A 25,757-nucleotide genomic window follows, 5' to 3' on the forward strand; every position below is an offset into this window, starting at 1 on the left:
TAAAGCTCCTTTGGACTCTGGCATCAATTAAGCGTGGAATCGTCGCGCGAGTCGAAGACAGGGCGAGCCGGGATTGCGAAGCGTGTAGCGATCGCAGCGATGCGGCTATCACGAGCCTCTTTGATGGTTGCGGCGGCCTCGGCGATACGGTCGGACTCGATCTGCGCAAGCGCCTGCTGTGCGGCATGCTGGTCGGCCGCAGCGGCATCGAAGCGGCACTGTTCGTCTTCCAGCGCACGGAGTGCGGCACGTGCAGTCGTCGTGCTCTCGCCGGTAAGGAGCAGCGTGTTCAAATCGAGTCGTGCGGCAGCGATCTTTTTCGAGAGTTCTTCTTTCGACACGGCGGCCTCCTGGCTGCGTTTCGTTGCGGGCTTATTCACCACCTTTCTCCTTTTTGGCCGCTTCGATGCGACCTTGAATCCATTTATCGACCAGACTCGATTGCCAGGCAACCGCCCGGCCAGTGATTTTTACGGACTTCGGAAAATCCCCGGCCTTCATCATTTGATACATCAGAGCGCGCGTCAGACCCGTGCGACTCATGACCTCTTCGAGCCGGATAAGGCGCTCTACTATTTCAGTGGACACATTCATGCTCCCTTGGATGCCTCTGGAATAACTGCATGTTGTCGTCACGACTTTTGACGTGTCCACGGTGGTCCACGGCTGTCATCGATTTGCCTAGCAATTTCCGACATAGCGCCCGCCGTACGCCTATGGATTGGTCGTGATTTGAGACTGGTTTCATCCCAACTCGCGCATAGGAGCGAACCGATGGAACCCGATAAACCGAAAACAGAACTCGTTGTGCTTGGCTCGCCCATTGCCACGAATGACGCCAACCTGTACCGCCTGAATGACCTGCACAAGATCGCTGTCGAGCGCGGGTTCGCTACCAAGCATGACGACCCGCACGCATTCCTGCGGAAAAAGGAAACAAAACGCCTCATCTCGTCAATCGCAACAAAGGTGTCGGTGAATTCACCGACACCCGTCGTTAAGTCAGTAACGACGGGCCCGAACAGCATGCGCGGCAGCTACGGGCACCGCTATGTGCTTCTCGCGTACGCTGCACAGTTGAACGGCGACGTGTACCTCGATGCGATGGTCGCGCTTGATTTGATGTCTTCGCAGAAGCCGGGCGAACAGCTCTCGGCGAGCGAAAAGTATTTCCGCGCCGAGCGCCTGTTCAATGAAGTGGTTGCGCGCGGAAGCAAAGCCGGGACCGAACTGAACGCGTGCAAGTACACGATTCCAGCGGCCACAGAAGCGCTTGATGAGTCCACCGTAGGGATGCAACTGCAATTCCCAGGCTTTGCCCCTACGCCACTTCTCGCGACCGTCAAGGCCAAGCGCAGCAGCAAGCGCAAGTGATGGCGCAATCGGGCTCCCCGCAGCGCCTTCGTGACCGCACGATCGAGTCATCACATACAGGAGATTTACTATGTCTGACAGGCATGCGTCCGCACTCCGCAGCAGCCTCATTGCGGGCGGCAATCACAGATCACAGTCGGCTGTGCCCAACAATCCGCAGCGCACTATCAGCCGGTCCACGAAAGACGTGAGCCTTGGCATCGATTACCGCCACAATCCGGACGAAGCAGCCGAGCGCGAATATGTGAAGCGCAAGACGGCGCTGAAACCGAACGGCACGGCATCGAGCACCGGAATGAATGCGGGCGCTTTCGACAAACTGCGGAGGCAGGTACGTGAGCATGTCGCAGAGCATGGCGAACTGACGAAGGCTGTCCCGCACACGCCGGGCGATTACAGCATCGAGCAGGCGTACGCCGATCTGAAATCCGTACCGCTGCCCAGCAAGGCGCGCACTGCAGGCGCTTCGAAGGCGCTCGGGAAGGCTATGGGCAAGGTGGCGCGCTCCATGGGCGACACGAAGCTGGCGAAATCGCTGGAAGCGGGCTATGGCAGCGACAGCGCCAATCTGACGGGCGGCAGCGCACTGCGTCGCCAGGCTGTTTCGAAGCGCATCGCAAGCACGACCGTCGGCGGCGATCCGAAACCCGCGCCGAAGTCGACTTTGATGACGAAAAGCCAGTGTCAGGCCGCCGCACTCAAGGGCCTCGACACGGGCAAGCTCACGGCGTCGCAGTGCCAACACATCGATGTCGCGCTCAGTATGGACCGCCGCATTGACGACACCACGATGGCGACGCTGCGCGAACTCCACGAGGGCAATTGATGGCACGAAAATCAGTGCTTATTTGCCGGGTTGCGATGCCCAATCGCGAGCAGGCGCGCGCGGTAACTCAGAAGGCGATCGCATCCGGGCGTGCCGATGTTCGGGATGTTGCAGCGGTCGAAGCGAGTCTGAACACCCACGGCCACCGTCTGGCGCTGTTCGACGCGGGCAGTCTCATGCGATTGCAGAGAGCGGCCGCAGGACAGTAGCCGTGCGGATTCACTACAGTTTCGAGCCCGGTTATTCCGGGCTTTTTAACGTCCGCGCGGCTCTTTTGCACCGGCAAAAAAGCCTTATTCGACAAAGGATTCTTGCCCCCTTCTCACCCGAGAGTCGTGATCACGAAATAGAGCCCTAGACACACACGGGGCAACGCATGTCATACGCGGTACACGAGCCGATCGGGCGCACGATTCAACTGGCCGCCCCGATGCGCGTCGAAGATGTTCTCCTGCGCCAGAACGAAGCCTATCCCGATCTTCCGCCGTCGTTCCATTGCCGTCCGCTGCTGGCCGACATCACTGCGGCCACGTGCAAGACAAACTTTCTGGCTCACAAGGGCGTGTCGTGCCGTGGTTGCATAGTCGGCATGATGCACGCGGCCGTGACGTCGCGCACCGCCATCGACGTTCTGAACGACGAGAGCCTAAATCGCCACGAACGCGCAATGGCAAAGAACTCGTTGGCGTGCGTACGTTGCATGAAAGATAGCAGCAGCAATAAGCGCCTCCAAATGGGGATGCGATTGGTGCGCGCCGGCACGATCTGTGTGTCGTGCTGGAATCGCGAATCCGAATGCAAGCGCGGTCTGAATTCCAAAAACGGACAGCCGCGTAAATGGGCAAGTTGCCTGAGGCCGACCAGCGTCGTTATCCGCAAAGACGGCAAGCTGAAGACGGTCGATATCGGCATGACAACCGGGCCGTCGGAAGCCATGAGGCACGCCGAGCGCAGGAATTTCGATCTGGTTGAAATCTGGATCGACGGCGAGCGCGGGGAGGCTATGCCAGACGTTGCCCCGCTTTCAGTCTCGACGATCGTCGCATCGAAAGCATCGAAGCCGCGCAAGCAACGCACGACGCATCTCCGGGTCGAGACCGGCCGCGACTTCGAACTTGATGACGATGAAGCGGCAGAGCCGTCCGCGCCGGTCGCCGACACCGTAGCACCGATTGATGCAACCGAGTCCGTCAGCGAGCCCGCTGGTTCGGTTGCCGCCGCCCTCACGAATCACGAGACCGCCAAATCCGAATGGGCTGGCTGCTACGTCACAGACACCGACGGCACGACGACGTACGTTTGTGACTATGCCCGACAGCACTCACTTACAGACTGGCAGGCCGCAGTGGCTCTCGGCGCATGTGACGCAGACTACGAAGACGGAGAGGCCGAAGTCACCACGGCACCGGCACCAGAGCCAGAACCCGTGAAGCGCGAGCCAGCATCGCGCCGCTTGACCGGCAAGCAGCAACGCAAAGCACAGAAGGCGGCACGACGCGCCGAGCGCGCACGAAACCAAGCAGCATCCGCGCACCAAGTTCCGACTATCAAGCAAACGGCTGCCGCTTACATGGCCGTGCTTTTCGCTGGCGCATGAACGACATCAACGCACACAGGAAGCCTCGCGAGCGAGTCATCCACAACCGCGCAGGAATCACCGTGAAGGCAGTGTCGCGCGTCGAAACGCTCGACCTCTCGCGCGGAATAACGATCAACAGTCCGCGCGACTCCCGGCCTGTCACGGTTCGCCCGCTCATCGTCGCGGAGTGGGCAGAGAAGCACCGAGGCACCTAGCCGCAAACGTCCGCAGGCATTGGGCCTGTGGATAACTTTAGTAGCAAAACGTAATAAGGTGCGATGCCATTTAGCACCGCACCAATCAACCTGGAGAATCAAATGCTTGGACGATCCCGTATCGCACTCGCTGGCGCAATCGGCGCAATGGCATCCGTTGGCTCACACATCGGCCGCACGGTGCGCGACGCTGGCGCATCGGTTGTTGGTCTGCCGGATCGCCTCGACGAGAACGGCGTACCGGTTCACGAGCGCATCCCGCGCACGAGCGGCAACGCTATCAGCGTGGCGCAGGGCAAGCGCAATGCTCTGAAGGCTCGCAACCGCAAGCGCAACAAGGCGTCGCACAAGAGGCCACGCCCATGATGCGCTACGACGAATGGCTGACAGCGAGCCTGGACGAAGCAATGGGAGAGAATCGCCCGCTGACGACCGAGGAGATTCTGGAGCGCCAGCAAGACGAGTAGGAAAGTCGCCACACTAACGACTGACGGAAAGAAAGAGGCCGCCGCGTGCGGGCTTTTGCAAATCATCGCGAGCGTTGAATGCATCGCCTATATTGAGTGAGCCAACGCTAAGCAGCCGGCGCAAAGGCTATTGGAACGTCACATTGGGAGATTGTTTACTTCTGAGAACAGCTTAACGAGGTTAGCCATGTTCAATACTGAAAGTTTGGAGCCGTACTTAATGCTTGTGATCTTAGTAGTGGCGCTGCACAGTTTCATTGGACGTGCGCTGACAGTGGCGAATCCAGGCGCGATTCGAGTCGTCTGCTATTTTTTTTCCTTGTCCGTCTGTGCAACGCCGGTTGTTATCTTGGCAGCGATAGCGAGAAAGCAAATAGGTGAAGACGGCGCGGCGAAAGGCGATCTCGGACACTTTATTAGGGATTGGCTCCTACCATTTTTTTTTGATGTCGGATCGGACTTTATCTTTCTGTCGGTGGCTGTGGCGTTGGTGATCGTACCTCAACTTGTGAGCTTCCTGCTTTGTGCGTCATTTGGTTGTGCGCATGCTCCGATATTTATATCACGTAGCATTGACGTGCTGTTTTGGGGTCTCGCCAAGGCTTGTTGCGTTGCCTCGGGCATTTTATTTTCATTCACATTATTTTGTAGTATACGGGGATGGCCAATAATTCCAGAATTCATTCCGAGAATAAAAATATATAGAACCCCCGTGACAGACCTCACTACCTATATTACGCTGAGCGCAGCACTCCTCCTTTACGCATTCCTTTTTCTATGGCTTAGATTCTGTTTCAATCTACGTTACCTACGTTACGTAAACGATTGCCTGCGTGTCCTACGTGACCTACGTGACCTACGTGACCTACCAATTTCCATACGCGTACTCATACGCTGCCATCGCTTTCTAAGTCCACCGGTCGCTTTAATAGTTGCCTTTGGCCAAGGTTTCCACGAAGTAGCAACTCGACACAACCCGCCCCCAACACCGGAAGACGAAGTTACGCCGGAGGAACTGGAAAGACTTCGTTTGCTGTACGAGGCCGCTCTCCTAGCTAGAGCCATGCAACGAAACTGACGCAGAGCCCACCGCGCGCGGGCTTTTTCATTGCCGGTACCTATTTCAATGAATGAAGCGCACATTACATTATGCGGCGCATCCGTGACAACAGGCATGTATAGTAGGACAGGCCGGGGGAGGAGCGACTATTGCCATGAACACGATACTGACAAACGCTGTGCAATCCATACAGATCGGGATTGAGGACTATAAATCGGACGATCCGCGCAGGGTGCTTTCTGCTATCAGAAACATTACGGCGGGCGTGCTTCTGCTTTTCAAGGAAAAGCTGCGTCAGCTTTCGCCGCCCGGCTCCGATGAAGTGCTGATTAAAGAGAAAACGCAGTTGCGGCTTGAGGCAGGGCAAGTGGTGGTTAACGGGAAGGGAGCTAAAACGGTCGACGTTTGGCAGATTAAAGAGCGCTTCGAATGGTTCGGCATTACTACAGACTTTGCGAAGGTCGATAAGATCATAGCAATTCGGAACAAGATCGAGCATTACCATGCTGACGAGTCAGCAGGTGCCGTAAAAGCGCTCGTTGCCAGTTCGTTTTTGATCATCCGCGATTTCGTCACGTACGAGCTTAAATGCGAGCCGGTTGAGCTATTGGGCGCGGACACTTGGGATGAACTGCTCGCGGTTGCAGACGTTTATAACAAAGAACTTGAAGAGTGCAAGCACGCTATTGAAGCTATCGAATGGGGTAGTGAAGCAATGGAGGGTATGGCAAAGGAGTTGTCTTGCCCAAAATGTGAATCCGATCTAGTGAAGCCGGTTGACCCCGATGTCGACCCTGTTCAGCACATGGAATTTGTCTGTACGGCTTGCGGAAAGGTGTCGGAATTGTCGGATATGGTGGAGGAAGCGCTTGCCGAGCATTTCGCATACGACATCTATACGTCTCTCAAGGATGGTGGTTACTCGCCGGTCGCAACGTGTTGGGAGTGCGGACGGGAAACGTTCATTGTTGAAGATGGAACCTGTGCGGCGTGCGGCGCATCGATCAAATACCACAACTGCGTGGTCTGCCATCAACCCCTCGGACCAGAAGAACAAGGGTTCAATGGCCTGTGCGGCTTGGACTACCATCAAGCAAGGAAGGACGATTGAGCTTGCTGGTCGCCCAGCGTAAGGGGGCGTAGCGCTCCCTACTCTTTGTCAGTCGTGGCGTGTACGGCAAATGGAAAGCGAATCAATCGTGCGATACAGTGCGAACCTGTTCAGCACCAATAAATTGACCGCGAGGCCGCCATGTCCACTCAAGATCGTTTCACCGGCAACGGATAACGGCTCGGGGCGTCCCGCTCGAATCGCGCCGCGGTGCGGACGGCAAAGAGATCGCGCTCAAGCCGAAGGAGAAAGAGCCCCTGAAGTCGTGGAGCGGTTTGCGCGACGCGCTCAAGCAGGCGCAACTCGACCAGCTTACGAATGGCGACTGGCAAGCATCGTTGAAGGCGCTGAACGCGGCCTATGACGATTTCGTGGCGAAGCACGGCAACATCCTCGACTACTCGACCATCACGCGCACCGACGACGAAGGCAACACGACCGAGACGAAGCGCTTCAAAAACGATCCGCTCTTGCGCCTCGACGTGGACGGCCCGCTCGCCTACTCGCTGGAACACATCACGTCCGAAGGCGACATCATCAAGGCGCCGGTCCTGTCTGAGCGCGTGCTCGAACACCGCCGTTCCATGATCCACGTCACGGGCCCGAAGTTCGACGCCAACGTAACCGAATGGCTCGCCTGCACGGCACTCATCTCCCGGCGCGAAACCGGAACCGTGACTGGGGAAGCGACGAAGAGGCGGTTAGAATCACCCATGCATCACGAAGCCCCGAGTTTTTTGGCGGCCTCCATGCGACACCGGTTGCGACCTTCTGCCGTCTCTTCATCGCACCCAGTGTCAGCCGACTAGTCACCGGTATGGAGCCCACCAAAGCATTCGGGGCTTTTTCTATTGGCAGTCGGCAGGTCTAGCGCCGCAAATAGGGAGCGCGGCATACAAGAAACCCGATGGGGGGCTGGCCCGGCCCTGGCGGAACAGAGGCACGGCGTAGTGGCCGTGTTTGGCATAGCGCCTACCGCGATGAAACAGTGCCCAAGTTGGGGGAACATGCGGAAGCGCGAGCCCCCTTGAGTAGACGGATGGTCACCGCACGTAGGCGCGACAGTCTTCTCGGCACAGTCAAACCCACCGCTATTTTTTACGGGCAAGGTTCTTTTGTCTTCATCGAAGCGAGGTTTTGCAGTTGCATCACACCGCGCCGGTCAGGTCAGTCAATAGCGCCTACGTGAGCCGCTTCGCGTCGCCCGGCGAGGGCATGTGTGTGTTTCTGCAGAACAGACAAGCAGGTATGTGACACACGGGGCCGTCCGCCCCGTCGCGAAGCGACTCATGATAGGACGCCGGAGCGGCGAGCGGCTACGGCCTCTGCGGTCCATTGACGAGTGTGATTACCCGGTGGCGCGGCGCTTCGTACGAAATGCGCTCGCGATCAAGGAAGTAGTCGCGCACCGCGTTGCCTTCGTCAGTGTGTTCAGCCATTGCGATCTTCTTCGCTGTTTCGAGCGCCAAGCGGTACTCAACAGGGGGCGTCCGGGCTTCGAACAAATTTGTTCGAAACGCTCAAAGTGTAGATTTTCAACGAATTTTAGTTGCCGGATGCGATCCTGAATCCATTTGCGGAAATTTGCTTTTGTGCCGATTTTCGCGTGCAGTTCGCGCCCATCTACGACCTCGCACACGACGCCGCCGACCGTCCCGCGCTCGACATTGACGACGATCATTCCTGTCGCCTCCATCGGTTCCAGACTGCGCGGCGCATTGCGCGACGGCGCGTTATCGGTGGGCATTTCTGTCGTCGCACCCTTCCTATAAGCCCAGTCGGGCGAGCCGCCGAAGCGCATGAACATGCAAAGTTAGGCGGCTCGATGTCTCTGACCGACCCTAAAACGTCATTCGACTACAAACTTCTCAACGCCCGCTACCTTGCTGCTAACCGACATTCGCTGATGGCGGAACACCCAAGGTATCACGGTACTTGGAACGGAACGGTGTCAATTGATGCGCTCATGACAATCTCCTTTCGATAGAAGGGAGCCAGTTTGCATCTGGTCAACGGGCCTTGCATCGTACCCTCGCCAGATTTACGATCAAAGTTGTCGCGCGCTAACGATTCTTGCACGGCGGCGCAGCGGTGCAAGGCGGCCTTAACTGACGCCCAACTTTTAGTAGGCCATAACCGTAGGTGACCAATCAGGAACCCACCCAATGCCACAGCCTGGCCTGACTCAACGTAAAAGACTCGAGAGTGGGAAGCCCCTTCGACAGGTTGCAGCACTGCCCTACAGATTCTCCGAAAAGGGTACCTTCGAATTTCTACTCATTACTGCCAGGTCAACCCGCCGCTTCATCGTTCCAAAGGGCTGGCCAAGTAAGCAAAGCAGAGATTGGCAGATGGCGGCGACTGAGGCGAGGCAAGAGGCTGGTATTACCGGAAAGGTCGCGAAGTCACCGTGCGGTCGCTACTTATACGAGAAGCGCATTGCAAATATTTACACAACAATTCGGGTTGATGTATATAGCTTGCGAGTCAAGATGGAGTTTAATGATTGGCCGGAAAAGACAGAGCGATCAAGGAGATGGCTTTGTGCGGAAGATGCCATCCTGCTTATCGATGAGCCGGGTTTGATCCCTATCATATGCCGCTTCTCGGACGTCATAAAAAGTAAGCGGAAAAACTAGTGCGCGGATGGCTTCGCACAATAGTGCGGGGCTGCGTTTGCAGTCGTTTTCCAGTGGAGTTATATAGCGTGGCTGAACCACTCAAACCAAGAATATTTATTGGCTCGTCTAGCGAAGGGTCTGACGTCGCGCACGCAATTCAAACGGGCCTTGGCAGCGGCGTCGAATGCACAGTTTGGGACCAAGGCACCTTCGAGTTAGGTAAATCAACACTAAATAATCTGTATGAGTTTATCGAAAAATTTGACTTTGCGATCTTTGTCGCAGCGCCAGACGATGAGGTTGAGGTTCGCGGAAAGCATTATTCATCCACCCGGGACAACGTTATATTCGAACTAGGCCTATTTATGGGCGGACTAGGGACAGATCGAGTTATCTTCATTACTGCTGGAAATATTAGGGAATTCAAACTCCCATCGGATCTTCAAGGCATTACTCACGCAACATACGAGTCAGAACGGGTGGATGGAAATATTGTTGCGGCGGTCGGGCCCGCTTGTTTGGCTATCCAACGCCATATAGCGAAAAAATCAAAGCTGCCCGGGCGAACGAAGGACTATGGCCTTAGCTATGTAGGAGCAATATGCTTCCGCAGCAAAGCGAAGCGGATTCAATACCTCCTTGTTTCATCTGACCGTAACAGAATTATTTTCCCTAAGGGCGACATGAAGTCCATTGACAGCGATGCAGCCGGAGCCGCTGGTAGAATTGCCAAGAAGGAGGCGGGAGTGCGCGGTCGAATAGTCGATGGAAAGTCTCGTTTTATACAATACTTCAATGATGAATATAATGCGGTTCACCGGATAGAAGTGTTCTTACTGGATATCTCAAGCATTCTCGAAGTAGGACATGGGTGGCGGAATCCTCAATGGTTCGATTTAACGGAATCAATCACTGCGCTGACAAGCGATCGTGATTACAATACCAGCATTCAGCTGTCCCAAGCTATGGAATGGGCCGAGCAGCAGATTCGCAAATATGTCAACAATTTTTGTGGTGATTCAGGTGAGCAGAAGAGGAAAAAAAAGCAATCTCGGTAAATACCTCCGAGCTTTTCGATTGCCTGAGCAGTGACTTAATAATATTGTTCCACTGTTGGGTTTGGCAGGTGGAAACGTTCTATGCATCCCGCATTTTTTAGCTACTTCGAGAGGCGCCGCGGCGCCTTTGACGTTCACGTCAATCGCTTCGAACGGACGATCGACCAGTCCGCTCGTGCCCAAAATGCCGGCGAGATGGAATACAAGAGTTGAGCCGGCGACCGCAATTTGAGCATTTCCATGTCCAAGACGCTCGCACAGATGCTCCGCGCCCCTTCTCTATGGTGCAATGGTTCGTCGAAGTATCGCAAGCAAGCACGTCAAATCCGCGCTGCACAAAAGCTGCCACAACATGGCGTCCAATGAATTCAGTGGCTCCGGTGACGACCGACTTCAGACTGACCTCCGGTGCCCGAAGTTGATTGTGCTTTTGATAGCGAGCTCGACTAATTCAGTGTGATTTATTATCCTAATTACCGACGCTTGTAAGTGTGCGCCTTTGCGCGTGCCTGCAACATTGTCGATTTTAGTGACTGTACATACATCACAGAAACAGCACGCGTGGATGATAGATCATCCGCTATGAACGACGGCGCAACGCTCATCGTCGGCGACCGAATGGACGCGCACAAAGGCGAAGCGGATAGACGAATGTCCATCTGGTAGCCTAGCGGAATGACGCTTCATGGCCGGTCCCAGCCTGTCGGCGATCGGCTGTACTCGACCCATCCCAGCCGTTCGTTGCTGCACATGACCGATGGCTGTTAGCGAAGTGGAACGGTCATTCCGCGCCGGCACTCGTCGACAAGTCATCTTTTGGTTTAGTGGACACGATACTCCCAAGCGCTTCAACGAAAATCAAGGTGAGTTGCCGGGCGCCTACGAAGCTGTGGCGGCGCACGTGATCTAGCGGAGTGAAGTACGCGGTCGTCAGATGTCGCTGGATGTGCTGTACAACCGGTGGGCTCCAGACGTTGCGTGGCGTCAGCTGATGCGACATGGTTTGAAGCACAGCCGTTTGCTGTCGCATTGCTTGCAAAAAAACGCGCTATAACCAAGGTAATCGCAAAGGCTGGGCAGTGCATCATTTCGTCCGCCACGACGACCTCGTCGCGTATCTGAAGTCTGACCCGGATGTCGCGGAGCGCGTCAAAGCGCATCGTGCCATCAAGCGTCGAAAAGGCTCCCAGTTGGACCTGATCGCCGCATAGTTCGCATCACCCGTCGCGCCACGGATTCGTTTCCGTGGCGTTTTTTTCTGGCGATGCCGAATCGCTGTCCGGACCGTCGTTTTGCTTGCTCTCAGCATGCAACTGATTGGCAATGTCCAGGAGCCGTCGCAGTTCCTCCTCTGAACCCGCCTCCACTTCGATATTTCCGGCCTTCAATCGCAGCTTCCGGCCTGCACGGCCCTGTAGCCAAGCTGCAAGTGCTGCCCCGACAACGGGACCAATGATGGGGCCCGCTGTCTTGGTGAATTCAATCAGCACCTGGAGGGGCCATACCTGTTCGAACACTGGACTGTGGAGACAATGAACTCTCTCACCACCGTTTGAGGTTGCGACCTGGTACGCGCGCTCAAAGTCTTCAGAATCCTTCCATTCTTTAGAGGCAATCTCGATCGTGACACGGATAAGGTTATTCGCAGAGGCCACCCGTTGCTTTCGCTTCAGCGAAGACCCGGCCGGTGCCACCCCCCAGACGCCGGTGCCTCGCGCGGCGTCCAAGTCGCCGCCGTCCTTGCTCTCAATATGCAACTGGTTGGCGATCACGATAAGCCGGTTGGATTGTGCCGCAGAAGTCGCCTCGGCTTCGCTATCCCCGGTCTTGAACCGTAGCGTTCGGCCCTCACCCCGCTCCAGCCAATCTCCCAGCTCTGCTGCGACATGGGGACGTATCAGAGGCCCCACTGTTTTGGTGAATTCGATCAGAACGACATGAGGCAATTCGCCATCTGCCCGTGACTTTTCGAGACGATCAGTCACATCGGCACCACCGTCGTCGATGGCGACCCGGCGAATGCGGGCTAAGTCATCCGAATCCTCGCTACCTTCAGCGCGAAGTTCGATAGTGACAAGCGTTGGGATCATGGTCGCCGCCTCCCCTTCCTCACTGATCAAACACGTTATATAACCCGCGAGAGGAAAGTGCCAGGCGCCGGTGCCTCGCTCTGTATCCGAGCCCACGCTTCTGATGCACAGCTGTATCTGGTTCCGGTGCCCAAAAGCGCTTCGTCGCACCTTTCTCTAGCTCCCCCTTTGCGCGCGATGATCCTCTAGACCGTTAAAAGCCGGCATAATCCTCTGAATGAGCCGGGGCGCTTCAATGAATGACGCATCAATAGACAACCTTGACGTGATGCTTCTCGACCGACCGTTGCGGACGGCGAAACCCAGTTTTCAGCGTTCGGCACAGGGTGGGCGCTTTGTTCTTTCGTCCTACCGGCCGGCGTAGCCATTCGGCAACTCGGAGCGACGGATCTTTTCGTATCGCAACTCCATTTGGCTTTTCAGTTCAATCGGTACCGGATTGTGGCTGCGGTAGTCGCCTTAGGTGCTCGAGAGGCTGGAAGACCATCGATTTTTCCGATATCTGAACGGCTTCGAACGCCTTCGACACCGCCGCCACGAGATTTTTTAACGTCTCTGAGGTGAGCGAAACCCGTCATTGGAATGGCGGCGACGCGCGTTGCGTGGGTGTCGCTTCATGGCCGAATTGAGTCCGCCCGGTCAGACCGTCATGCCGGCCCGTAGGAAGATTGCGACCGCCTGCTTTACGCATGCCTTCAATCGAGATGGAATTTTGCCCCCCTTTATGCAGGGACCCGAGCCACCGTCATCTTGCCGTGCGCGACCTTCATTGAAAATTCCGGGACGCCTTCGCCAGCGTGTCGGCACGGCGCTGCGTTGACGGACTTGCGCCAGATTGAGCGGCGCGGTCGGCGGTTGTCTTTACAGAGTGTTCTTCACGAACACTCTGTAAATTCTTTGTGTAGCGATTTGCGCCCATACCGCCGTGGTGAGCAGCCTCAGTCCAATCCTGAGCAAGTGCCACGATTACAGCCAACTGCATCGTCGTAAGATGGCGGCGATGCTTGTTCTCAGACATCACAAATGCGACGGGTGGGACGAATCATCTCGCCCTTTCCAAGTGCCTGTTTTGATTGAATTATAGGAATTCCTGTAATTGAATTCCTTGAATTCCAAGAATTGAGTTACTGGAATCACAGGAACTGGATGGGCGGGAGCTCGCTAACTCGGGCGGGGGATATGAACCGTCCACGCCCCTGCGCTCCTACTGTCAGAGGGTCAGCTTTTGTCTGCCCCCCCTCCTCTCAGCGGCCGGGACGGCGTAAGCACCAGTTACGCCGCCGCACCGAACGACAACGGCGAGGCGGCCGTCTTCGGCTGGAATAACCGCATCGTCCTGACCGGCATCCGTATGGTGCGCGAGGAATGGGCGAAAGTCGTCACCGAAGCCGAGCGCCTGATTGCCGATGCACAGGCCGAGACCGCCGCGGCCTGAAGCGGCCGGAAGGCGCCAAGGGAATCCCACAGATTTGTGGAATCTCACTCAAGGCGATAGATGGTCCAAATTTGGACCATCTCCCCTCCCCCTGATTTCCTGCCTGCCAACGGACCGGGACGCCAATTTTGGCGCTAGCCCAGTGTCAGTTCAGTCACAGCATGTCCGCGAGATCAATTGCGTAACCTTGCGGGCCGCTCGCTGGCCACCGATAATCGCCGCACCAATAAAAAAGAGGGGCCTCTATGAAAGACGGTTGGCAGGCGCCATTAGCCGCACTGGTCGCGGTCATCGAAGGTGCGGTTGAACGTTCCGACAATAGGCCTGCCACCCCGGCTGATCGTTGGAGACCTAGCGCCGTGCAAATTCGCGGCCTGACCGGCTTCGCGCAGCAATCTAGACTCCGACTTGAGGTTGAGCATCCGTCGCGGCCCTAAATGAGCATGCTGTCGTGCTAGAGTGCCGCGACGACCGAACGGGGGAACTGACATGTACAAGTTAATCACAGTGCGCGAAGCGGGCGATGATATTGGCGTTGACTTCGACTTGGAAGTGAACGGCGTAGTACAGCATTTTGCCGTCAACACTGAAGCGATTGAGGATTTGCTTGAAACTCGCGACAAGCTTCACGGCACAGAACTTACCAAAGGCTTTCACAAGGTCGCCTATCGAATTTGCGAGGTCGCCGCGCGCAAACACCGTCAGCCAAGCAATGCGCGCTTGCTGCTGACGACCAGCGATTTCTAGAATCGTCGTCAAATCGGGTGAAATGACAAAATGAAAAAGACATTGCTTCTCGCGGCGATGCTGCTGACCGGATGCGCGAGCGTTTCGGATATTCATACAAGCAAAGCTGATCCGGATTGCGCCCACTCATGCTCGGCGAACTATTCCGAATGCCTTGGTAAGTTCACGCTCTTTCCAATTCAGGCGCAACACCAATGCACCGACGCTTTGCGCCTGTGTGTTGCCGCCTGCCCAGCGAGAGGAAGTGTGGCCGCGTCTCCGGTATCGAACCCATCGCAACGGCTCGCGAATCTTGACGACCTTTACAAGCGCGGTCTGATTAGCAAGGGCGAATACGATGCGAAGCGCGCCGAAGTACTAAAGGGTCTGTAAAGACTTTTGTGAATTGCGGGAACGTCGGGGGAAATGTGGAAAAACGACAAGCAGCGGCGTTCGCGTTGGCTATGGTCTTTGTATCGCTTTCCGTCAATAGCTATGCCTCGCGCGGATGGGTCGGCAATGATCTGAAGGCGAAATGCGACGTGGCGCTTCGAGCGGTATCTGACCCGTCCGCTTGGGATACGAACATAGCGCTGTCTTCCGGGCAGTGTGCCGGTTATATCGCTGGTGTGATCGAAGGCACGCGCGTAACGTCCATTCTCGACAAGGCGGGCAAGTATCCATATTGCATGCCGGAAACGACTACGCCGCTGCAAGACATTTCAGTTGTAGAGAAGTATCTGAACGATCACCCCGAACAATGGGATATGCCTGCTGGCCTTTTGATTGACCAAGCATTCTTGACCGCCTATCCGTGTTCGAAGGGTAAGTGAAGGGAAATTCTTCGCGAGCTAGTGATATGCGTCATAAATAATGCAACTTAACGGCGATTCGCAAGTCTCCTTTACATAGAGGAGAACCCATGAGAATCGCGGCGAAAGTTGAACTGAGCGAAGCACAACGTAAACAGTTGGAGACGTGGGCGACTGGGCGAACGATTCCGGTTCGACTGGCCGAGCGTGCCAAGATGATATTGCTCGCGGCGCAAGGCAAGACGGACAAAGAGATCGGTGCGGACCTTGGTATCTGGCGAGGCACGGTGGCACGCTGGCGCGGTCGCTTTATCGCTGATGGTGTGACTGGGATCGAGCACGATGAGACGCGGCCCGGGCGCAAGCCGAAGATCTCCGCGCGCAAGGTCAAGTCCATCGTAGCGCTGACGACGCAGCAGCGGCCGGATAACGCGACGCATTGGAGTACGCGCAGCATGGCAGCGGTGGCCGGTATCAGTGAAGCGAGCGTGCGGCGCATCTGGCAGGCGTACGGCCTCAAGCCGCATCGGGTAGAGAGCTTCAAGGTGTCGAACGACAAGCGCTTTGCCGAGAAACTCGAGGCCATCGTCGGGCTGTATCTCGATCCCCCGGAGCACGCCTTGGTCTTCAGTTGCGACGAGAAGTCCCAGATCCAGGCGCTTGACCGGACCCAGCCGGGCTTGCCGCTGAAGCGAGGTCGCGCTCAAACGATGACGCATGATTACAAGCGCCATGGTGTGACGACGCTGTTTGCCGCGATGAATACACTCGATGGAAGTGTCATTGGCCAGTGCCAGACGAAACATCGTCATCAGGAGTGGCTGAGTTTCTTGCGCAAGATCGATCGCCACACACCCAAGAACAAGGAGTTGCATTTGATCGCCGACAATTACGCCACCCATAAGCACCCCGAGATAAAGGCGTGGCTGGCCAAGCACCCGCGCTTCCACATGCATTTCACCCCCACCAGTGCCTCTTGGCTCAACATGGTCGAACGCTTCTTCCGTGACTTGTCAGAGAACCAGTTGCGACGTGCGGCCTTCCGCTCGGTACCTGAATTGGTCCGCGCGATCGAACAGTACGTGGAGAAGCACAACCGTGATCCGAAACCGTTCATCTGGACGGCAAAGGCATCCGACATCCTGGCGAAAGTCACGCGTGCCAGGGCCAAGCTGAATAAGATGCAATCCGTTTGACGCACATCACTAGATGCCGGCCCACGACCCATGTACTCAATCGCTCAATTTCGTACGGATAGCGTTATCCTGCCCGAAATATAGGGGTATGCGCGTTTTGGACGTGTCAGATTATGGGCTCCCCTTTTCGTACACCTTCTCGAACCTCCCAAGATCTTCTTAGTCGCCGCAGGTCCAATAAAAGTCAGCAGGCTATTCATTGGTGAGAACATCCGTGAGCAGACCTCGTGACATCTCGGTCAACATCGCATCGAGCGCGGCGCGGCGGTCAGCGTATTCATGATCGGCACTGATCATGCGGTCAGCCGCGGCGTGAACATCGGCCATCGATGGGCCGTGGTGAATCGGGACCGTCACTGGCACGACAAGCGACGCGATGAAGAGGCGCACACTTTCTCCATGGAAGGGGGTCACGTCCAATGTGACCCCCCTCTCAGTCAGCATTTTGCGCAGCCGTGCCGTCGTCGCACTGCTCGCCCTTTCTGCTTCAGTCATTGCGTACCTCCACTTCTTTAGCGCACTTGCGGGTCTCTACAAACCGCGCGGCAGCGTGCGCGCGACGCATTACCGCTTCATCGTCGTTCGCCTCGCCGATGGCGACCCCGGGCATGCAATGGACCACGATCACGGCAGGACGAGGGCCCGCACCGTAATGCGCACCCAGTTCGATACGGGTCTGCATCGCGCAGTGCTCGCGCTCTAGCTTCTGCTTGCGTTCGAGCGCTTGGCTAAGCTGGTTCGCCGCTCGGCTCGCAGCGCCCATTTCCACCTTGCCAGTCTTGCGGGCCGCGTCATAGATGCTGTTCGTCAACGCTCGTAATTCGGTCGTGTGGCGGTCCAGAATTGCTTTCTCACGAATCGACACCTGCTGCTCGATCCACTCTATTTCGTCGGCTCCGTTGGGGAACTGAGGGCGTGCAGATCGGCCTTCGGATTGAGCGGCGTGAGCGGCCGGCGCGGCTGGCTGTTTTTCTGCTTGGTGACCGGTCACTATCCCCGCCCGTGTCCCGCTTCCTACGGCACTTTCTGTAAAATAAGAGCGCTCACCTGAAGGGCCTTTAGTGGTCACCCCAGCCACGCCGATGCCCAACTGCCAGCCCTCGGAAGCCTTGCGCTTCATCACCAGCGCCTTCGACACTTCAATAGAATCAGCGACTTGCTGAACACTGGCCACGCCACGCTCCCACCTGAACCTCGCAGCCCGCCACGCCTCTTCAGAGACTCTCGATTCCTTCGCCATGGTTACCTCGCGGCATCTGTCATGCCCTCAATATGACCATCACGAACGGGTTCGGTCACCAAGAGGTCACCATCGGTAACCGGGACAGAATATGCGCGCGGCGCATATGGTTGTGATGGAGAGCGCGCGACGCCGGTTTCCTGAAGTCTACCGACGCGCGGCCATCGTGCGACCAGGGTAGTAGATGCGCTCGGATCAGCCCCGCATTAACCACTCCTTAGTCCCTAGGCGGTTCGCATAAAACTGTTTGTGTTCAGCCATCCCCTGAAGTTGGCGCAGAGCCGATCTGCGACCACAAGCGCTCGTGCGATAACTTCCGCCAAACTCTCACTAGGCTCGGCGACAACGGGTTCGTGCCAAACCTCACCCAAGTAAGCATCGCCTGCCACATGATCAAATACATCTATCAGGAAAAGGACTTCCAAGCCGTCCCAGTTCAATGTCGGACAAATCTTGAGGCTGAAGCGATTTTCGATGCGTCGCTCAAACACAAATTGAATCCAATGCCCGCGCTCAGCCTTGCCCAGTCCTGGCTCGCCTGCGACATGCCGATAGTGGTCCGTTAATTCGGCCGACGTAAGTGCCAAGAAAAAGTCTGCGCGCAGTAGCTGCTCTCGCTCAAAATTCCGTCTGATGTTCAGCGACCGCCACATCGGTTGCAGGCGCTCGAAGTCCGCTTTTGTTTCGGCTCGGTGAATTTGCTCTGGCCAGCAGGATTCAAACACGTCCACCCACGTGGACGTGGGCAATCGTGCCAACTCAAGAGGGTATTCGTGCTGTTGAGCCTCAACGGGTTTATGTGCGCTGCTCGCGCTCGAAGCCGAACTGTCCGCGCGTGGATTAATGTGCGCGGCTAGGACATTCCAGTCCGCATACCCTCGAACACGCGCAACGCATTCTTGGGCGACTGCAAGTGATATGTCGACGCCGACAGACTTCAGATAGCGGCGGAGGATAAATGCAGCCTGACTGGCTGTTGGTTCGAAGATGTCCAAAACTCTCGCTCCTTGTGATGGCGCAAGGTCTTGGGCGATGCTGTCCTCGTTACACGCCCTGCCCCGCGCTCATTCAGATGCGATTGAAGAGGACCTTAGGCTAGCTCCGATTCACCATACCCAGTAACGGGTGAGGACGGCGCGCTGGAGCGGCGCGAAACGATTATAGCGACATGGTCGTTCGGCGGCGAGATAGCAAGTCCACTGACTTTGGCATTTCCCGAAGGAGTCGCTCATCGCTTGACGCGCTGCGAATGCTTCTGGAATCCAGCGCGCGGTTTCGTGTCATACGGGCGAATCTCCTGTAGCCCGGCCATGACACCCCACACTTCCGCATAGGCGTCGTGCAGGTAATGGTCCTTGACGCTGTTTTTGAAGTTGCCGTAATCGATTTCCATGAGCGCCTGAGCAATCACTGCGCTGACGAGGTCTCGACGGATGAATGCGCGGAACTGGTAATCGCGACCCGGCAGCGTAGTCACCTGCGTTTCCGGCCCAAAGGTCGCTTCTATGTCGCCGCGGCGACGCGCACGCACCATTAGGACGGTCGGGTCACGGTCGCTGTTGACGATTGACAGAAAAGCATTCGAAAGGCAAATCCACATGAGAAACCTCAGGGTGTGTTTATTCCCGGCGATGCACGAAGGCTCGCCGCAAGACGCGGAAATCGGATAGGTTGCAAAAGATCAGTGCTTACGCGCCCAAATCATCTAGGACCGACTTCGCGAGGTTGACTCCAAGTTGGGCCAGTTTCGCGACTTCAGCATCGGCAAGCTCAACGATCGCCAAGAACAAATTTCTCGCGATGCGATGCGCGGAAACCGCACGCGAGAGGCAGTCAACGACGCCGATCACGTCTTCAGAACGCGCATGCTCGCGGCACTCGACAAGCGCGTCATGGAGTGTTCGCCCGCCTAAACGCGCAAGGTCCGCCACGTCGCCGACCGCACACACGATGGACTCAATTCGAAAGAAATGACGCGACAGCAGGTCTACGCTCACCATAGCAGTCCGCAACGAACTGTCGGACCCGAGCAGGATGTGCGCGACGATTGAATTTTGATTGAGGGCTGAGGCTGCATGCATTGCTTGCTCCGGGTTTCGTGTTGTGTGCTGCGATGGAGTTAATTGTTGCACCCCGAATAATAGAGAGTCAAGCGATTTTTTGCACCCCATCTAATCATGCTAAAATTTCGCCCTATGACGACGAAACCTGACATCAAGCGCGGTCGCGGACGCCCGACCGTCGATCCAGATACCGAACTGGTATCTAGTTCCCTGCGGCTTACCCGCTTGGACTGGGAGACATTCAAGTCGCTCGGCGGCGCAAAATGGCTACGCGAATTCTTGCGCCAGCATCGCGCCAAGCACGAACGAGCGAAGTCTCGCGACGAGTGATCTACATGCGACGCTCGATGCGCGCCCCCTCAACCACCAGGAGCCACCCATGAGCAGATGATCAACTCTCATAGGGAAGCAGCATGTCAGCATCATCAGCGCCGAACGCGCCGGGCGTGTACATGATCGAAAACGCGGCGAACGGGCGCGTCTATATCGGCAAGACAAAGAATCTTGGCAAGCGCTTCGGGCAGCACGTCACGCAACTTCGCAAGGGTAAGCACCACAACACCAGGCTTCAAGCCGAATGGTCGGAATTCGGAGAACCTACTTTCACGTTTCGCGTTCACGTCCTCGCCGGGGAAAGTGAAATCGACCTGATCGAGCAAACCCTGATCGCCGAAAACATGGGCGACGGATGCTTTAACTGAAATCCGCTCGGCAGCGATGGGCGGCCACCCATTGCCCCATCCGGCGAGGCCATGACGCCGCGCCAAGTGCGCATGGATGACTCCCGCTGGGAGAAGTGCCGCAGGCTCGGCGGCGCTGGATGGATTCGCGACCGCATTGACGAGGCCAATGATCCAGGGGATTCGCCAAAGCGTCGCAAGTAACCGGCCGCAGAAACAGGAAAGCCACCAATTTGCGGATGGCTTTTTCATGGGTGAGACGGAATCACTGGAGCGTCGTCACCTGCCCCATCGAGAGCAGCCCCGCGGCCGCGATGCGAGTAGCGATGGCTTCCGCCTGCTCGCGCTCGGTCTCCGCTCTCAGAGAAACGCCGTAATGCGCCGCAAAAATCATGAACAGCAGGCCGCAGAGCGCGCGACCGTCGGCCGCCTTCGGAACTTCGAGCCCGCCCTCAATCATCGCCAGGAACGGCATCCCATCCGGCAGCGCCACACCGCGGCGGCCAGCGCCGAGCAGATCGGCCTTCTGCGTCGTCAGGTTCGCATCAATGAATCCGCCAAGCTGGACCAGCACGTCCCCGACGGCCGCCATTTCCATGCAGGTGCGCGCCATCAAATTACCGGCCGACTCTTCGGCGATCGCGATCGCTTGATGGTTGGCGTGCCCGGCAAGCTTCTGCTTGCAGACGCTGCGCAGACACCTTTGCAACACAACGACGTCCGCAGTCAGGCGCGTGGAGTGCCGACGAAGATCGGTCAGCGTGCCCGGGATTTTCTCAACTTGCATGAAAATTCTTTGATGCCCGGCGAACCGGAAGATTTGGTTAGGTTGCCGTCTTCGGACTAGCTGCGGCCAGCATCTCGTCGCGAGCAGCCTTTAGGGCGGATATGCTCGCGTTCGGTATCGAGGCGATCCCCCACGCCTTCGCGACCCTGGATTTCCAGGCGCGGACTGCCATAACACCGGCTGTTTGACTAATGTATTCTGACGGCAAGCACAGTTTTTTGATTTCAGACATCAGTGCTTCGCGCGTCATCGCCTCCTGATCAGCCGTAGGCGAGTTTTGCGGCGGCGTGGCTGCCTTCGTGCGCCTCGGCTTGACCTTCGGCCCAGTGTCGGCAGGCGGCGGCTTGAGCGGCTCATTCTCGCCAGCAGCGGCAACGACAGCGGCAGCAGCACGGGCGGCAGCGACAGTTGCAGCCCATTCCGCAGCCAATTTCGTAGCATACTCAGCAAGTTCCGCCTCGGCGGCGGCCCTTCTTAATGCATCGTAAAATGACGACGCAAAACCATTTTTGCGGTCATACGCCTCACGTGCCGCAGGATCACCCAGGACCGCATACGCAGCATTGATCGACTGCATGACGGCCGTTGTGTCCTGTCCGGGGTTGCGATCAGGGTGAAACTCCAAGCACAGCTTGCGATACGCGGACTTGATGACCGCAGGCGACGCGGTGCGCGCGATGCAGAGGATTTCGTAGTGGGTCACTTTGTTGGGCCGATGGTTGAATTGCCCCGGTCGAACGTCGAACCGGGGCGATGGTCGATTAGGCGTCGGCGCACTCGTCGCCGCTCACAGCCCACGGGCTCCACGAGCGCACAAGTTGACCGTCGTGCACGCCGTACTTCTCAATGCCGGGAATCGGCGTCGCCGCACGAAGGATTTTCAATGCATATTCCTCACCTTCTGCGTGCATGCGCACATACCATCCGATCGTGTCGTACAGCGGACCCCATTCGCCCACGTACGGATCGTCTTCGCGCATCGCAATATCTTCAGCGGGCGACTCCATGCGGCTACCGATCATCCACAAACTCATATAGCCCTCGACGGCTTTCTTCGCGTGGTCAGAGTGAACGCCGCAAAGCGCGATGCGTTCGGCCACAGTGCCAACCTCATCGGACGCTTGCAGCATCTTGAACAGCGGTTCGATAAAGCGCTCCTTCTCGGCGATTGCGCTCTGAAGTGCTGCCAGCGCAGCGTCATACTTGACGTGGCGCGCACCACGCTTCACAGCACCCTTAATCAGCGAAATCACATTCGACGCGGTGGCGTTCTCGGGAAGCTGCTCGCGACACACAGACAACCAGTACGCACGAGCGCTATGCTCTTTTGCGGCGGCGGCCTTCGCGCCAACGATAATCTTGCGAGTCAGGGAATGCAGGTCTGATTTTTTCATTGCTCGATAATCAAAAAATTAGTACAACTCCTGTTTTACAGGTTACCGATCCACCGGCGACGCGTTACTTATACGGTCTTCGCCTCGTGCTTTTCGAGAGACGCCTCGATGGCGCGGCGGATAAATTCTGCGAGTGACATTTCCAGCTTCTCGGCGCACGCCTTAGCGCGGTCGTTGATGGAATCAGGAATGTGGATATGTTTGCGTTGCATCTTGCTTACTCCATTGGGTTGTTGTTGACACACCCGAATTGAGCCAGAAAAAGAAGCTGCAGAAAACTTCCCCGAAAGCAGAATATGCCCGTTTTCGTACAGCCTCTGCGCGGTGCGCAGAATAGATCTGCGGGAACCAGCACCAGAGGCATAATCGAACCATGTCAATAGATTCGAACTATATTTTTCGACCCGCTCAGAAACGTTCACGTCGTAATTTCGTACAGCGACCCGTACTGGCACCGCTGCGTCGAGGGCGTTAGCGAAGGTCGTCGCGGCGCTCAGCGGCTTCGCGCACATCCACGCGCAGGCGCTTCGGCGTTGCCGTCAGTTGCTTGCCAATTCATAGTCGTCCGGGTCGTAGTCGTATCCCTTCTCGAACTTGTGTTTCAGCAAGCGCAGGGATCGCCTCTTTGCGCGGGGTCAAACGTTTCTGTGCCATGTTTTCGAGTGGTATCGCGCGCGGGCGATACATATTGGTTTGCGGTTGTTTGAGGTATCGTTCGCGGGCGATACATGTCCGCGAACCGGAGTTACGCTAAATCTGTTTCTGAAAATTCTTTTGAGGCACTTCAAGCCGTTCTGGCGAGTCGCCCTGACCACACCATTGGCGAGATGCCGCCAGAGCCGTGTGCGCGGTTCTGGCGGAGGGGGATGTTTAAGCGTGAGCAGCCGCTGCTGTTAAGACGTTCTCGCAGAGCGGGCCGCAATCCATTACATCGGACAAGCCGCCAACATACGGATGCTTGATGCCGTGCTCAACGCAGAACATGGCCAAGCCCTCATGATTCGGGCCGGGGTATCCGACGCGGTACGCCGAGGCGAGCGACGAAAGGAGGTGCGAAAACTCTTCGGGCGATTCCTTGATGGACGCCTTGATCCTGTCTTTGCTCCACTCGGTCCACTGGCAAATGCCGGCCAGATAGCGAAGGTCCTGCATAAGTTGTGCGGATACTTTCATGTTAGAAATTGTCCACGTCAAAGCCAACTTCGTCGAGTTGATACATGCGCGGATTGTTACCGCGCACCTCTACGTACTGCTGGCTCATGCGATCAAAGCAGAACGAGAACACTCCTTCCCAGTCGCCGTGGCGCTGCTTTTCCAGTGACAGGAAGCAGTCCGGCTCCGCCATCACACGGTCGTATTCCTGGTTATCCTTCACCGTCAACTTGCCAAGTTCGACCGCCTCGCGCTTTTTGTTGCGCTGAACCATGAATACGTTGTCGGCGAGATCGGTGATCGCGCCCGTGCCCTTGATGTCGTTCTTTCCAAGGCGCGCGTATTCGTCGCCGGACTTGCGGACGTGTGCCACCAGGTGAATGTGAACGCCGGTGTCGTGCGCTACCTCGGTTAAAGTGTTGACGAAATTCTTCTGAGCGTTGTAGTCGTCTTCGCCGGCCACGACCTTTGTCAGATTATCGATAAAGAAATGGCCGATTCCGAACTTCTCGCGAGCATAGCGGATCACTGCAACCATTTTCTCCGGGCGCACATTGCCGACTTGATCGTAAAGCCAAAGTCTCCCATCGGTCCATGCGTGAAGGTCGCGGATGTACTGCACGCTCGGCTCCGAAGACCCCGACGCCTGACGTGACATGCGGCCCATAGTCTTGAACGGCTTCATTTCAAGCGAGCCCACACACACCTTCTCGCCCTGCTCGCAAAGATTTAACGCAACCTGGCTCGTCAACATCGATTTCCCGGAACCATTCGGGCCAGCCCATACCGTTACCTCGGACGGACGAAACGAGAACAGATGTCCGGGTGCCTTTGGCCATCCGAGAGTCGGAAGCATCGGCGAGCCATCCGGCTGGTGGAACATGTGGATTACCTCGTCGCACCATGAACTCGCCGGAACAACGGCGTGTTCGTCGTCAACTTGCAGGTACTTCGTCAGGTCCAACTTTTCACCGCGAATAACGTTCATATCAGAATCCCAGTTTGATCAGTTCACGTTCATTCCAAACGTGCATTGTTGTCAGTTCAATATCTACCTCGCCACGCTCAAGACGCAAGCGGAGGCGCGTTACGTTCTCGGGCGTCACAGGGTTAGGGAGAGCCTCAAAACGCACGTAAGCGCCGCGCTTGTCGTCTACGTCCCAAAGCCACAATTCTTTCGGCCCGGCGTTGCGGATATGCTTCAGTTGGCGAAGGATGTCGGGGCCGCCACGCGCGAACACGATCACGTGAAGGCCGACACACCAGCGCCAGTCGTAGGAAGATTCTGGCTTGCCGTACACCACGAACCCGGTCGGCTCGTCTTCGATCTTCCCGACGAAAGACACCGCAACAAAATCCCTCGGATGCTCGCCACGCTCGCGCATTTCGAGAATGCGGCGCGCGTTGGCGGTCATCGGCAGAGCGGCAATCACAGGTAAAGCTCCCCGGTTGAACTGCGCTTCATGCCTTCGGGTATTGGCGGCTCGAACGGTTTGCCCGTAGCTGTCCACGCATCAAGGAATTGCAGGCGACGGCCAAGGAACGAATCCAGTGGCATCACGCGATGCGTTCCGTTGATTCCCTTCGATTTGCAGTGCTCGGCATAGCGGCGGATGCCATCGGTCATACCCACCGGGCTGCAACCCTCTTTAACGCGCGCAATCCATTCCTTGATGGCGCGAACACGGTTGACGCCACCAGGGCGCAACGGGTAAAGCAGAACCGCAGAGTCAAAGCCCGTTTCAGGGAGTGGGACGCCTGGAGGCATGACGACATTCTCGGCGTCAATCTCAGGATTCAGAATGCTCGGGATGCTGCGAGTAGTTGCCAGCGCGGCAGCAATGGTTTTGCGCGATAACTCGGTCACGGTA

General features: G+C 56.8%; 33 protein-coding genes. 16 read left to right on the plus strand and 17 right to left on the minus strand.

Annotation, left to right across the window (positions count from 1 at the left end; all coding sequences use genetic code 11):
- Positions 1-23: 23 nt before the first annotated feature.
- Positions 24-380, minus strand: coding sequence for a hypothetical protein (locus tag HF916_RS41310; RefSeq protein ID WP_168794443.1), 357 nt, complete (start codon positions 378-380; stop codon positions 24-26).
- Positions 373-594 carry a helix-turn-helix transcriptional regulator gene (locus HF916_RS41315; protein WP_168794444.1) on the minus strand — a complete coding sequence of 74 codons (222 nt, stop codon included), beginning with the start codon at positions 592-594 and terminating at the stop codon, positions 373-375. The genes HF916_RS41310 and HF916_RS41315 overlap by 8 nt, the downstream gene beginning before the upstream one ends.
- 180 nt (positions 595-774) lie before the next feature.
- Between HF916_RS41315 and HF916_RS41320 the strand changes: the two genes are divergently transcribed.
- The 8 genes from HF916_RS41320 to HF916_RS41355 all read left to right on the plus strand — a co-directional run bounded on the left by HF916_RS41320 (position 775) and on the right by HF916_RS41355 (position 7,441).
- Positions 775-1,374 carry a KilA-N domain-containing protein gene (locus HF916_RS41320; RefSeq protein ID WP_168794445.1) on the plus strand — a complete coding sequence of 200 codons (600 nt, stop codon included), beginning with the start codon at positions 775-777 and terminating at the stop codon, positions 1,372-1,374.
- A gap of 70 nt (positions 1,375-1,444) precedes the next feature.
- The gene (locus HF916_RS41325; protein ID WP_168794446.1) at positions 1,445-2,200 is read left to right on the plus strand and encodes a hypothetical protein; all 756 of its coding nucleotides are present in this window, start codon (positions 1,445-1,447) and stop codon (positions 2,198-2,200) included.
- Complete coding sequence (locus HF916_RS41330) at positions 2,200-2,409, plus strand: hypothetical protein (RefSeq protein ID WP_168794447.1); 210 nt, start codon at positions 2,200-2,202, stop codon at positions 2,407-2,409. Before HF916_RS41325 ends, HF916_RS41330 begins: the two co-directional genes overlap by 1 nt.
- Positions 2,410-2,576: 167 nt before the next feature.
- Positions 2,577-3,797: a hypothetical protein gene (locus HF916_RS41335; RefSeq protein ID WP_168794448.1), complete on the plus strand. Its 1,221-nt coding sequence runs from the start codon at positions 2,577-2,579 to the stop codon at positions 3,795-3,797.
- Between the two features lie 299 nt (positions 3,798-4,096).
- Positions 4,097-4,360: a hypothetical protein gene (locus HF916_RS41340; RefSeq protein ID WP_168794449.1), complete on the plus strand. Its 264-nt coding sequence runs from the start codon at positions 4,097-4,099 to the stop codon at positions 4,358-4,360.
- Positions 4,361-4,648: 288 nt separating this feature from the next.
- Positions 4,649-5,539 (plus strand): hypothetical protein, encoded by an 891-nt coding sequence (locus tag HF916_RS41345; protein ID WP_168794450.1) that lies wholly within the window; start codon positions 4,649-4,651, stop codon positions 5,537-5,539.
- Positions 5,540-5,675: 136 nt separating this feature from the next.
- A complete protein-coding gene (locus HF916_RS41350; RefSeq protein ID WP_168794451.1) occupies positions 5,676-6,632 on the plus strand; it encodes a zinc ribbon domain-containing protein in 957 nt (318 codons plus the stop codon).
- A gap of 275 nt (positions 6,633-6,907) precedes the next feature.
- Complete coding sequence (locus tag HF916_RS41355) at positions 6,908-7,441, plus strand: hypothetical protein (RefSeq protein WP_168794452.1); 534 nt, start codon at positions 6,908-6,910, stop codon at positions 7,439-7,441.
- 539 nt (positions 7,442-7,980) lie between these two features.
- Here HF916_RS41355 and HF916_RS41360 read toward each other — a convergent pair.
- Positions 7,981-8,439, minus strand: a complete 459-nt coding sequence (locus tag HF916_RS41360) for an antA/AntB antirepressor family protein (RefSeq protein ID WP_168794453.1) — start codon at positions 8,437-8,439, stop codon at positions 7,981-7,983.
- Positions 8,440-9,339: 900 nt separating this feature from the next.
- Here HF916_RS41360 and HF916_RS41365 point away from each other — a divergent pair.
- Both HF916_RS41365 and HF916_RS51590 read left to right on the plus strand, forming a co-directional pair.
- Complete coding sequence (locus tag HF916_RS41365; protein ID WP_168794454.1) at positions 9,340-10,311, plus strand: TIR domain-containing protein; 972 nt, start codon at positions 9,340-9,342, stop codon at positions 10,309-10,311.
- A 1,079-nt stretch (positions 10,312-11,390) separates the two neighbouring features.
- Complete coding sequence (locus HF916_RS51590) at positions 11,391-11,522, plus strand: hypothetical protein (protein ID WP_277352295.1); 132 nt, start codon at positions 11,391-11,393, stop codon at positions 11,520-11,522.
- A 6-nt stretch (positions 11,523-11,528) separates the two neighbouring features.
- Here HF916_RS51590 and HF916_RS41370 read toward each other — a convergent pair whose 3' ends face one another.
- Complete coding sequence (locus HF916_RS41370; RefSeq protein WP_168794455.1) at positions 11,529-12,401, minus strand: hypothetical protein; 873 nt, start codon at positions 12,399-12,401, stop codon at positions 11,529-11,531.
- Positions 12,402-13,626: 1,225 nt separating this feature from the next.
- Here HF916_RS41370 and HF916_RS41380 point away from each other — a divergent pair.
- The 5 genes from HF916_RS41380 to HF916_RS41400 all read left to right on the plus strand — a co-directional run bounded on the left by HF916_RS41380 (position 13,627) and on the right by HF916_RS41400 (position 16,570).
- The gene (locus tag HF916_RS41380; protein WP_168794457.1) at positions 13,627-13,836 is read left to right on the plus strand and encodes a hypothetical protein; all 210 of its coding nucleotides are present in this window, start codon (positions 13,627-13,629) and stop codon (positions 13,834-13,836) included.
- A 489-nt stretch (positions 13,837-14,325) separates the two neighbouring features.
- Entirely contained in the window at positions 14,326-14,583 is a 258-nt protein-coding gene (locus HF916_RS41385) for a hypothetical protein (protein WP_168794458.1), read from the plus strand.
- Between the two features lie 30 nt (positions 14,584-14,613).
- Complete coding sequence (locus HF916_RS41390) at positions 14,614-14,955, plus strand: SHOCT domain-containing protein (RefSeq protein WP_168794459.1); 342 nt, start codon at positions 14,614-14,616, stop codon at positions 14,953-14,955.
- 35 nt (positions 14,956-14,990) lie between these two features.
- Positions 14,991-15,395 (plus strand): Rap1a/Tai family immunity protein, encoded by a 405-nt coding sequence (locus tag HF916_RS41395; protein ID WP_168794460.1) that lies wholly within the window; start codon positions 14,991-14,993, stop codon positions 15,393-15,395.
- A gap of 89 nt (positions 15,396-15,484) precedes the next feature.
- Positions 15,485-16,570 (plus strand): IS630 family transposase, encoded by a 1,086-nt coding sequence (locus HF916_RS41400; protein WP_168787465.1) that lies wholly within the window; start codon positions 15,485-15,487, stop codon positions 16,568-16,570.
- A 192-nt stretch (positions 16,571-16,762) separates the two neighbouring features.
- Here the strand turns inward: HF916_RS41400 and HF916_RS41405 are convergent, their stop codons facing one another.
- The 5 genes from HF916_RS41405 to HF916_RS41425 form a co-directional block, all read right to left on the minus strand.
- Positions 16,763-17,065, minus strand: a complete 303-nt coding sequence (locus HF916_RS41405) for a hypothetical protein (RefSeq protein ID WP_168794461.1) — start codon at positions 17,063-17,065, stop codon at positions 16,763-16,765.
- Complete coding sequence (locus HF916_RS41410; protein WP_168794462.1) at positions 17,058-17,744, minus strand: hypothetical protein; 687 nt, start codon at positions 17,742-17,744, stop codon at positions 17,058-17,060. Before HF916_RS41410 ends, HF916_RS41405 begins: the two co-directional genes overlap by 8 nt.
- Before the next feature lie 290 nt (positions 17,745-18,034).
- On the minus strand, positions 18,035-18,805 hold the full coding sequence (locus HF916_RS41415) for a glyoxalase superfamily protein (protein WP_168794463.1): 771 nt from the start codon (positions 18,803-18,805) through the stop codon (positions 18,035-18,037).
- A 233-nt stretch (positions 18,806-19,038) separates the two neighbouring features.
- A complete protein-coding gene (locus HF916_RS41420; protein WP_168794464.1) occupies positions 19,039-19,287 on the minus strand; it encodes a hypothetical protein in 249 nt (82 codons plus the stop codon).
- A gap of 211 nt (positions 19,288-19,498) precedes the next feature.
- Positions 19,499-19,891 carry a hypothetical protein gene (locus HF916_RS41425; RefSeq protein WP_168794465.1) on the minus strand — a complete coding sequence of 131 codons (393 nt, stop codon included), beginning with the start codon at positions 19,889-19,891 and terminating at the stop codon, positions 19,499-19,501.
- A 395-nt stretch (positions 19,892-20,286) separates the two neighbouring features.
- Between HF916_RS41425 and HF916_RS41430 the strand changes: the two genes are divergently transcribed.
- Positions 20,287-20,574: a GIY-YIG nuclease family protein gene (locus tag HF916_RS41430; RefSeq protein WP_168794466.1), complete on the plus strand. Its 288-nt coding sequence runs from the start codon at positions 20,287-20,289 to the stop codon at positions 20,572-20,574.
- A 244-nt stretch (positions 20,575-20,818) separates the two neighbouring features.
- Here HF916_RS41430 and HF916_RS41435 read toward each other — a convergent pair whose 3' ends face one another.
- The 8 genes from HF916_RS41435 to HF916_RS41470 form a co-directional block, all read right to left on the minus strand.
- Positions 20,819-21,340: a hypothetical protein gene (locus HF916_RS41435; RefSeq protein WP_168794467.1), complete on the minus strand. Its 522-nt coding sequence runs from the start codon at positions 21,338-21,340 to the stop codon at positions 20,819-20,821.
- Positions 21,341-21,377: 37 nt separating this feature from the next.
- Positions 21,378-22,043 carry a J domain-containing protein gene (locus tag HF916_RS41440; RefSeq protein WP_168794468.1) on the minus strand — a complete coding sequence of 222 codons (666 nt, stop codon included), beginning with the start codon at positions 22,041-22,043 and terminating at the stop codon, positions 21,378-21,380.
- Positions 22,044-22,101: 58 nt separating this feature from the next.
- Positions 22,102-22,734: a hypothetical protein gene (locus HF916_RS41445; protein ID WP_168794469.1), complete on the minus strand. Its 633-nt coding sequence runs from the start codon at positions 22,732-22,734 to the stop codon at positions 22,102-22,104.
- A 68-nt stretch (positions 22,735-22,802) separates the two neighbouring features.
- The gene (locus tag HF916_RS41450; protein WP_168794470.1) at positions 22,803-23,156 is read right to left on the minus strand and encodes a hypothetical protein; all 354 of its coding nucleotides are present in this window, start codon (positions 23,154-23,156) and stop codon (positions 22,803-22,805) included.
- Positions 23,157-23,604: 448 nt separating this feature from the next.
- Complete coding sequence (locus tag HF916_RS41455; RefSeq protein WP_168794471.1) at positions 23,605-23,907, minus strand: hypothetical protein; 303 nt, start codon at positions 23,905-23,907, stop codon at positions 23,605-23,607.
- Between the two features lies 1 nt (position 23,908).
- A complete protein-coding gene (locus HF916_RS41460; RefSeq protein WP_168794472.1) occupies positions 23,909-24,874 on the minus strand; it encodes an AAA family ATPase in 966 nt (321 codons plus the stop codon).
- A gap of 1 nt (position 24,875) precedes the next feature.
- The gene (locus HF916_RS41465) at positions 24,876-25,319 is read right to left on the minus strand and encodes a hypothetical protein (protein WP_168794473.1); all 444 of its coding nucleotides are present in this window, start codon (positions 25,317-25,319) and stop codon (positions 24,876-24,878) included.
- Positions 25,316-25,753 carry a hypothetical protein gene (locus HF916_RS41470; protein ID WP_168794474.1) on the minus strand — a complete coding sequence of 146 codons (438 nt, stop codon included), beginning with the start codon at positions 25,751-25,753 and terminating at the stop codon, positions 25,316-25,318. The genes HF916_RS41465 and HF916_RS41470 overlap by 4 nt, the downstream gene beginning before the upstream one ends.
- Between the last annotated feature and the right edge of the window lie 4 nt (positions 25,754-25,757).

This window comes from Paraburkholderia aromaticivorans (assembly GCF_012689525.1).
GTDB classification, from domain to species: domain Bacteria; phylum Pseudomonadota; class Gammaproteobacteria; order Burkholderiales; family Burkholderiaceae; genus Paraburkholderia; species Paraburkholderia aromaticivorans_A.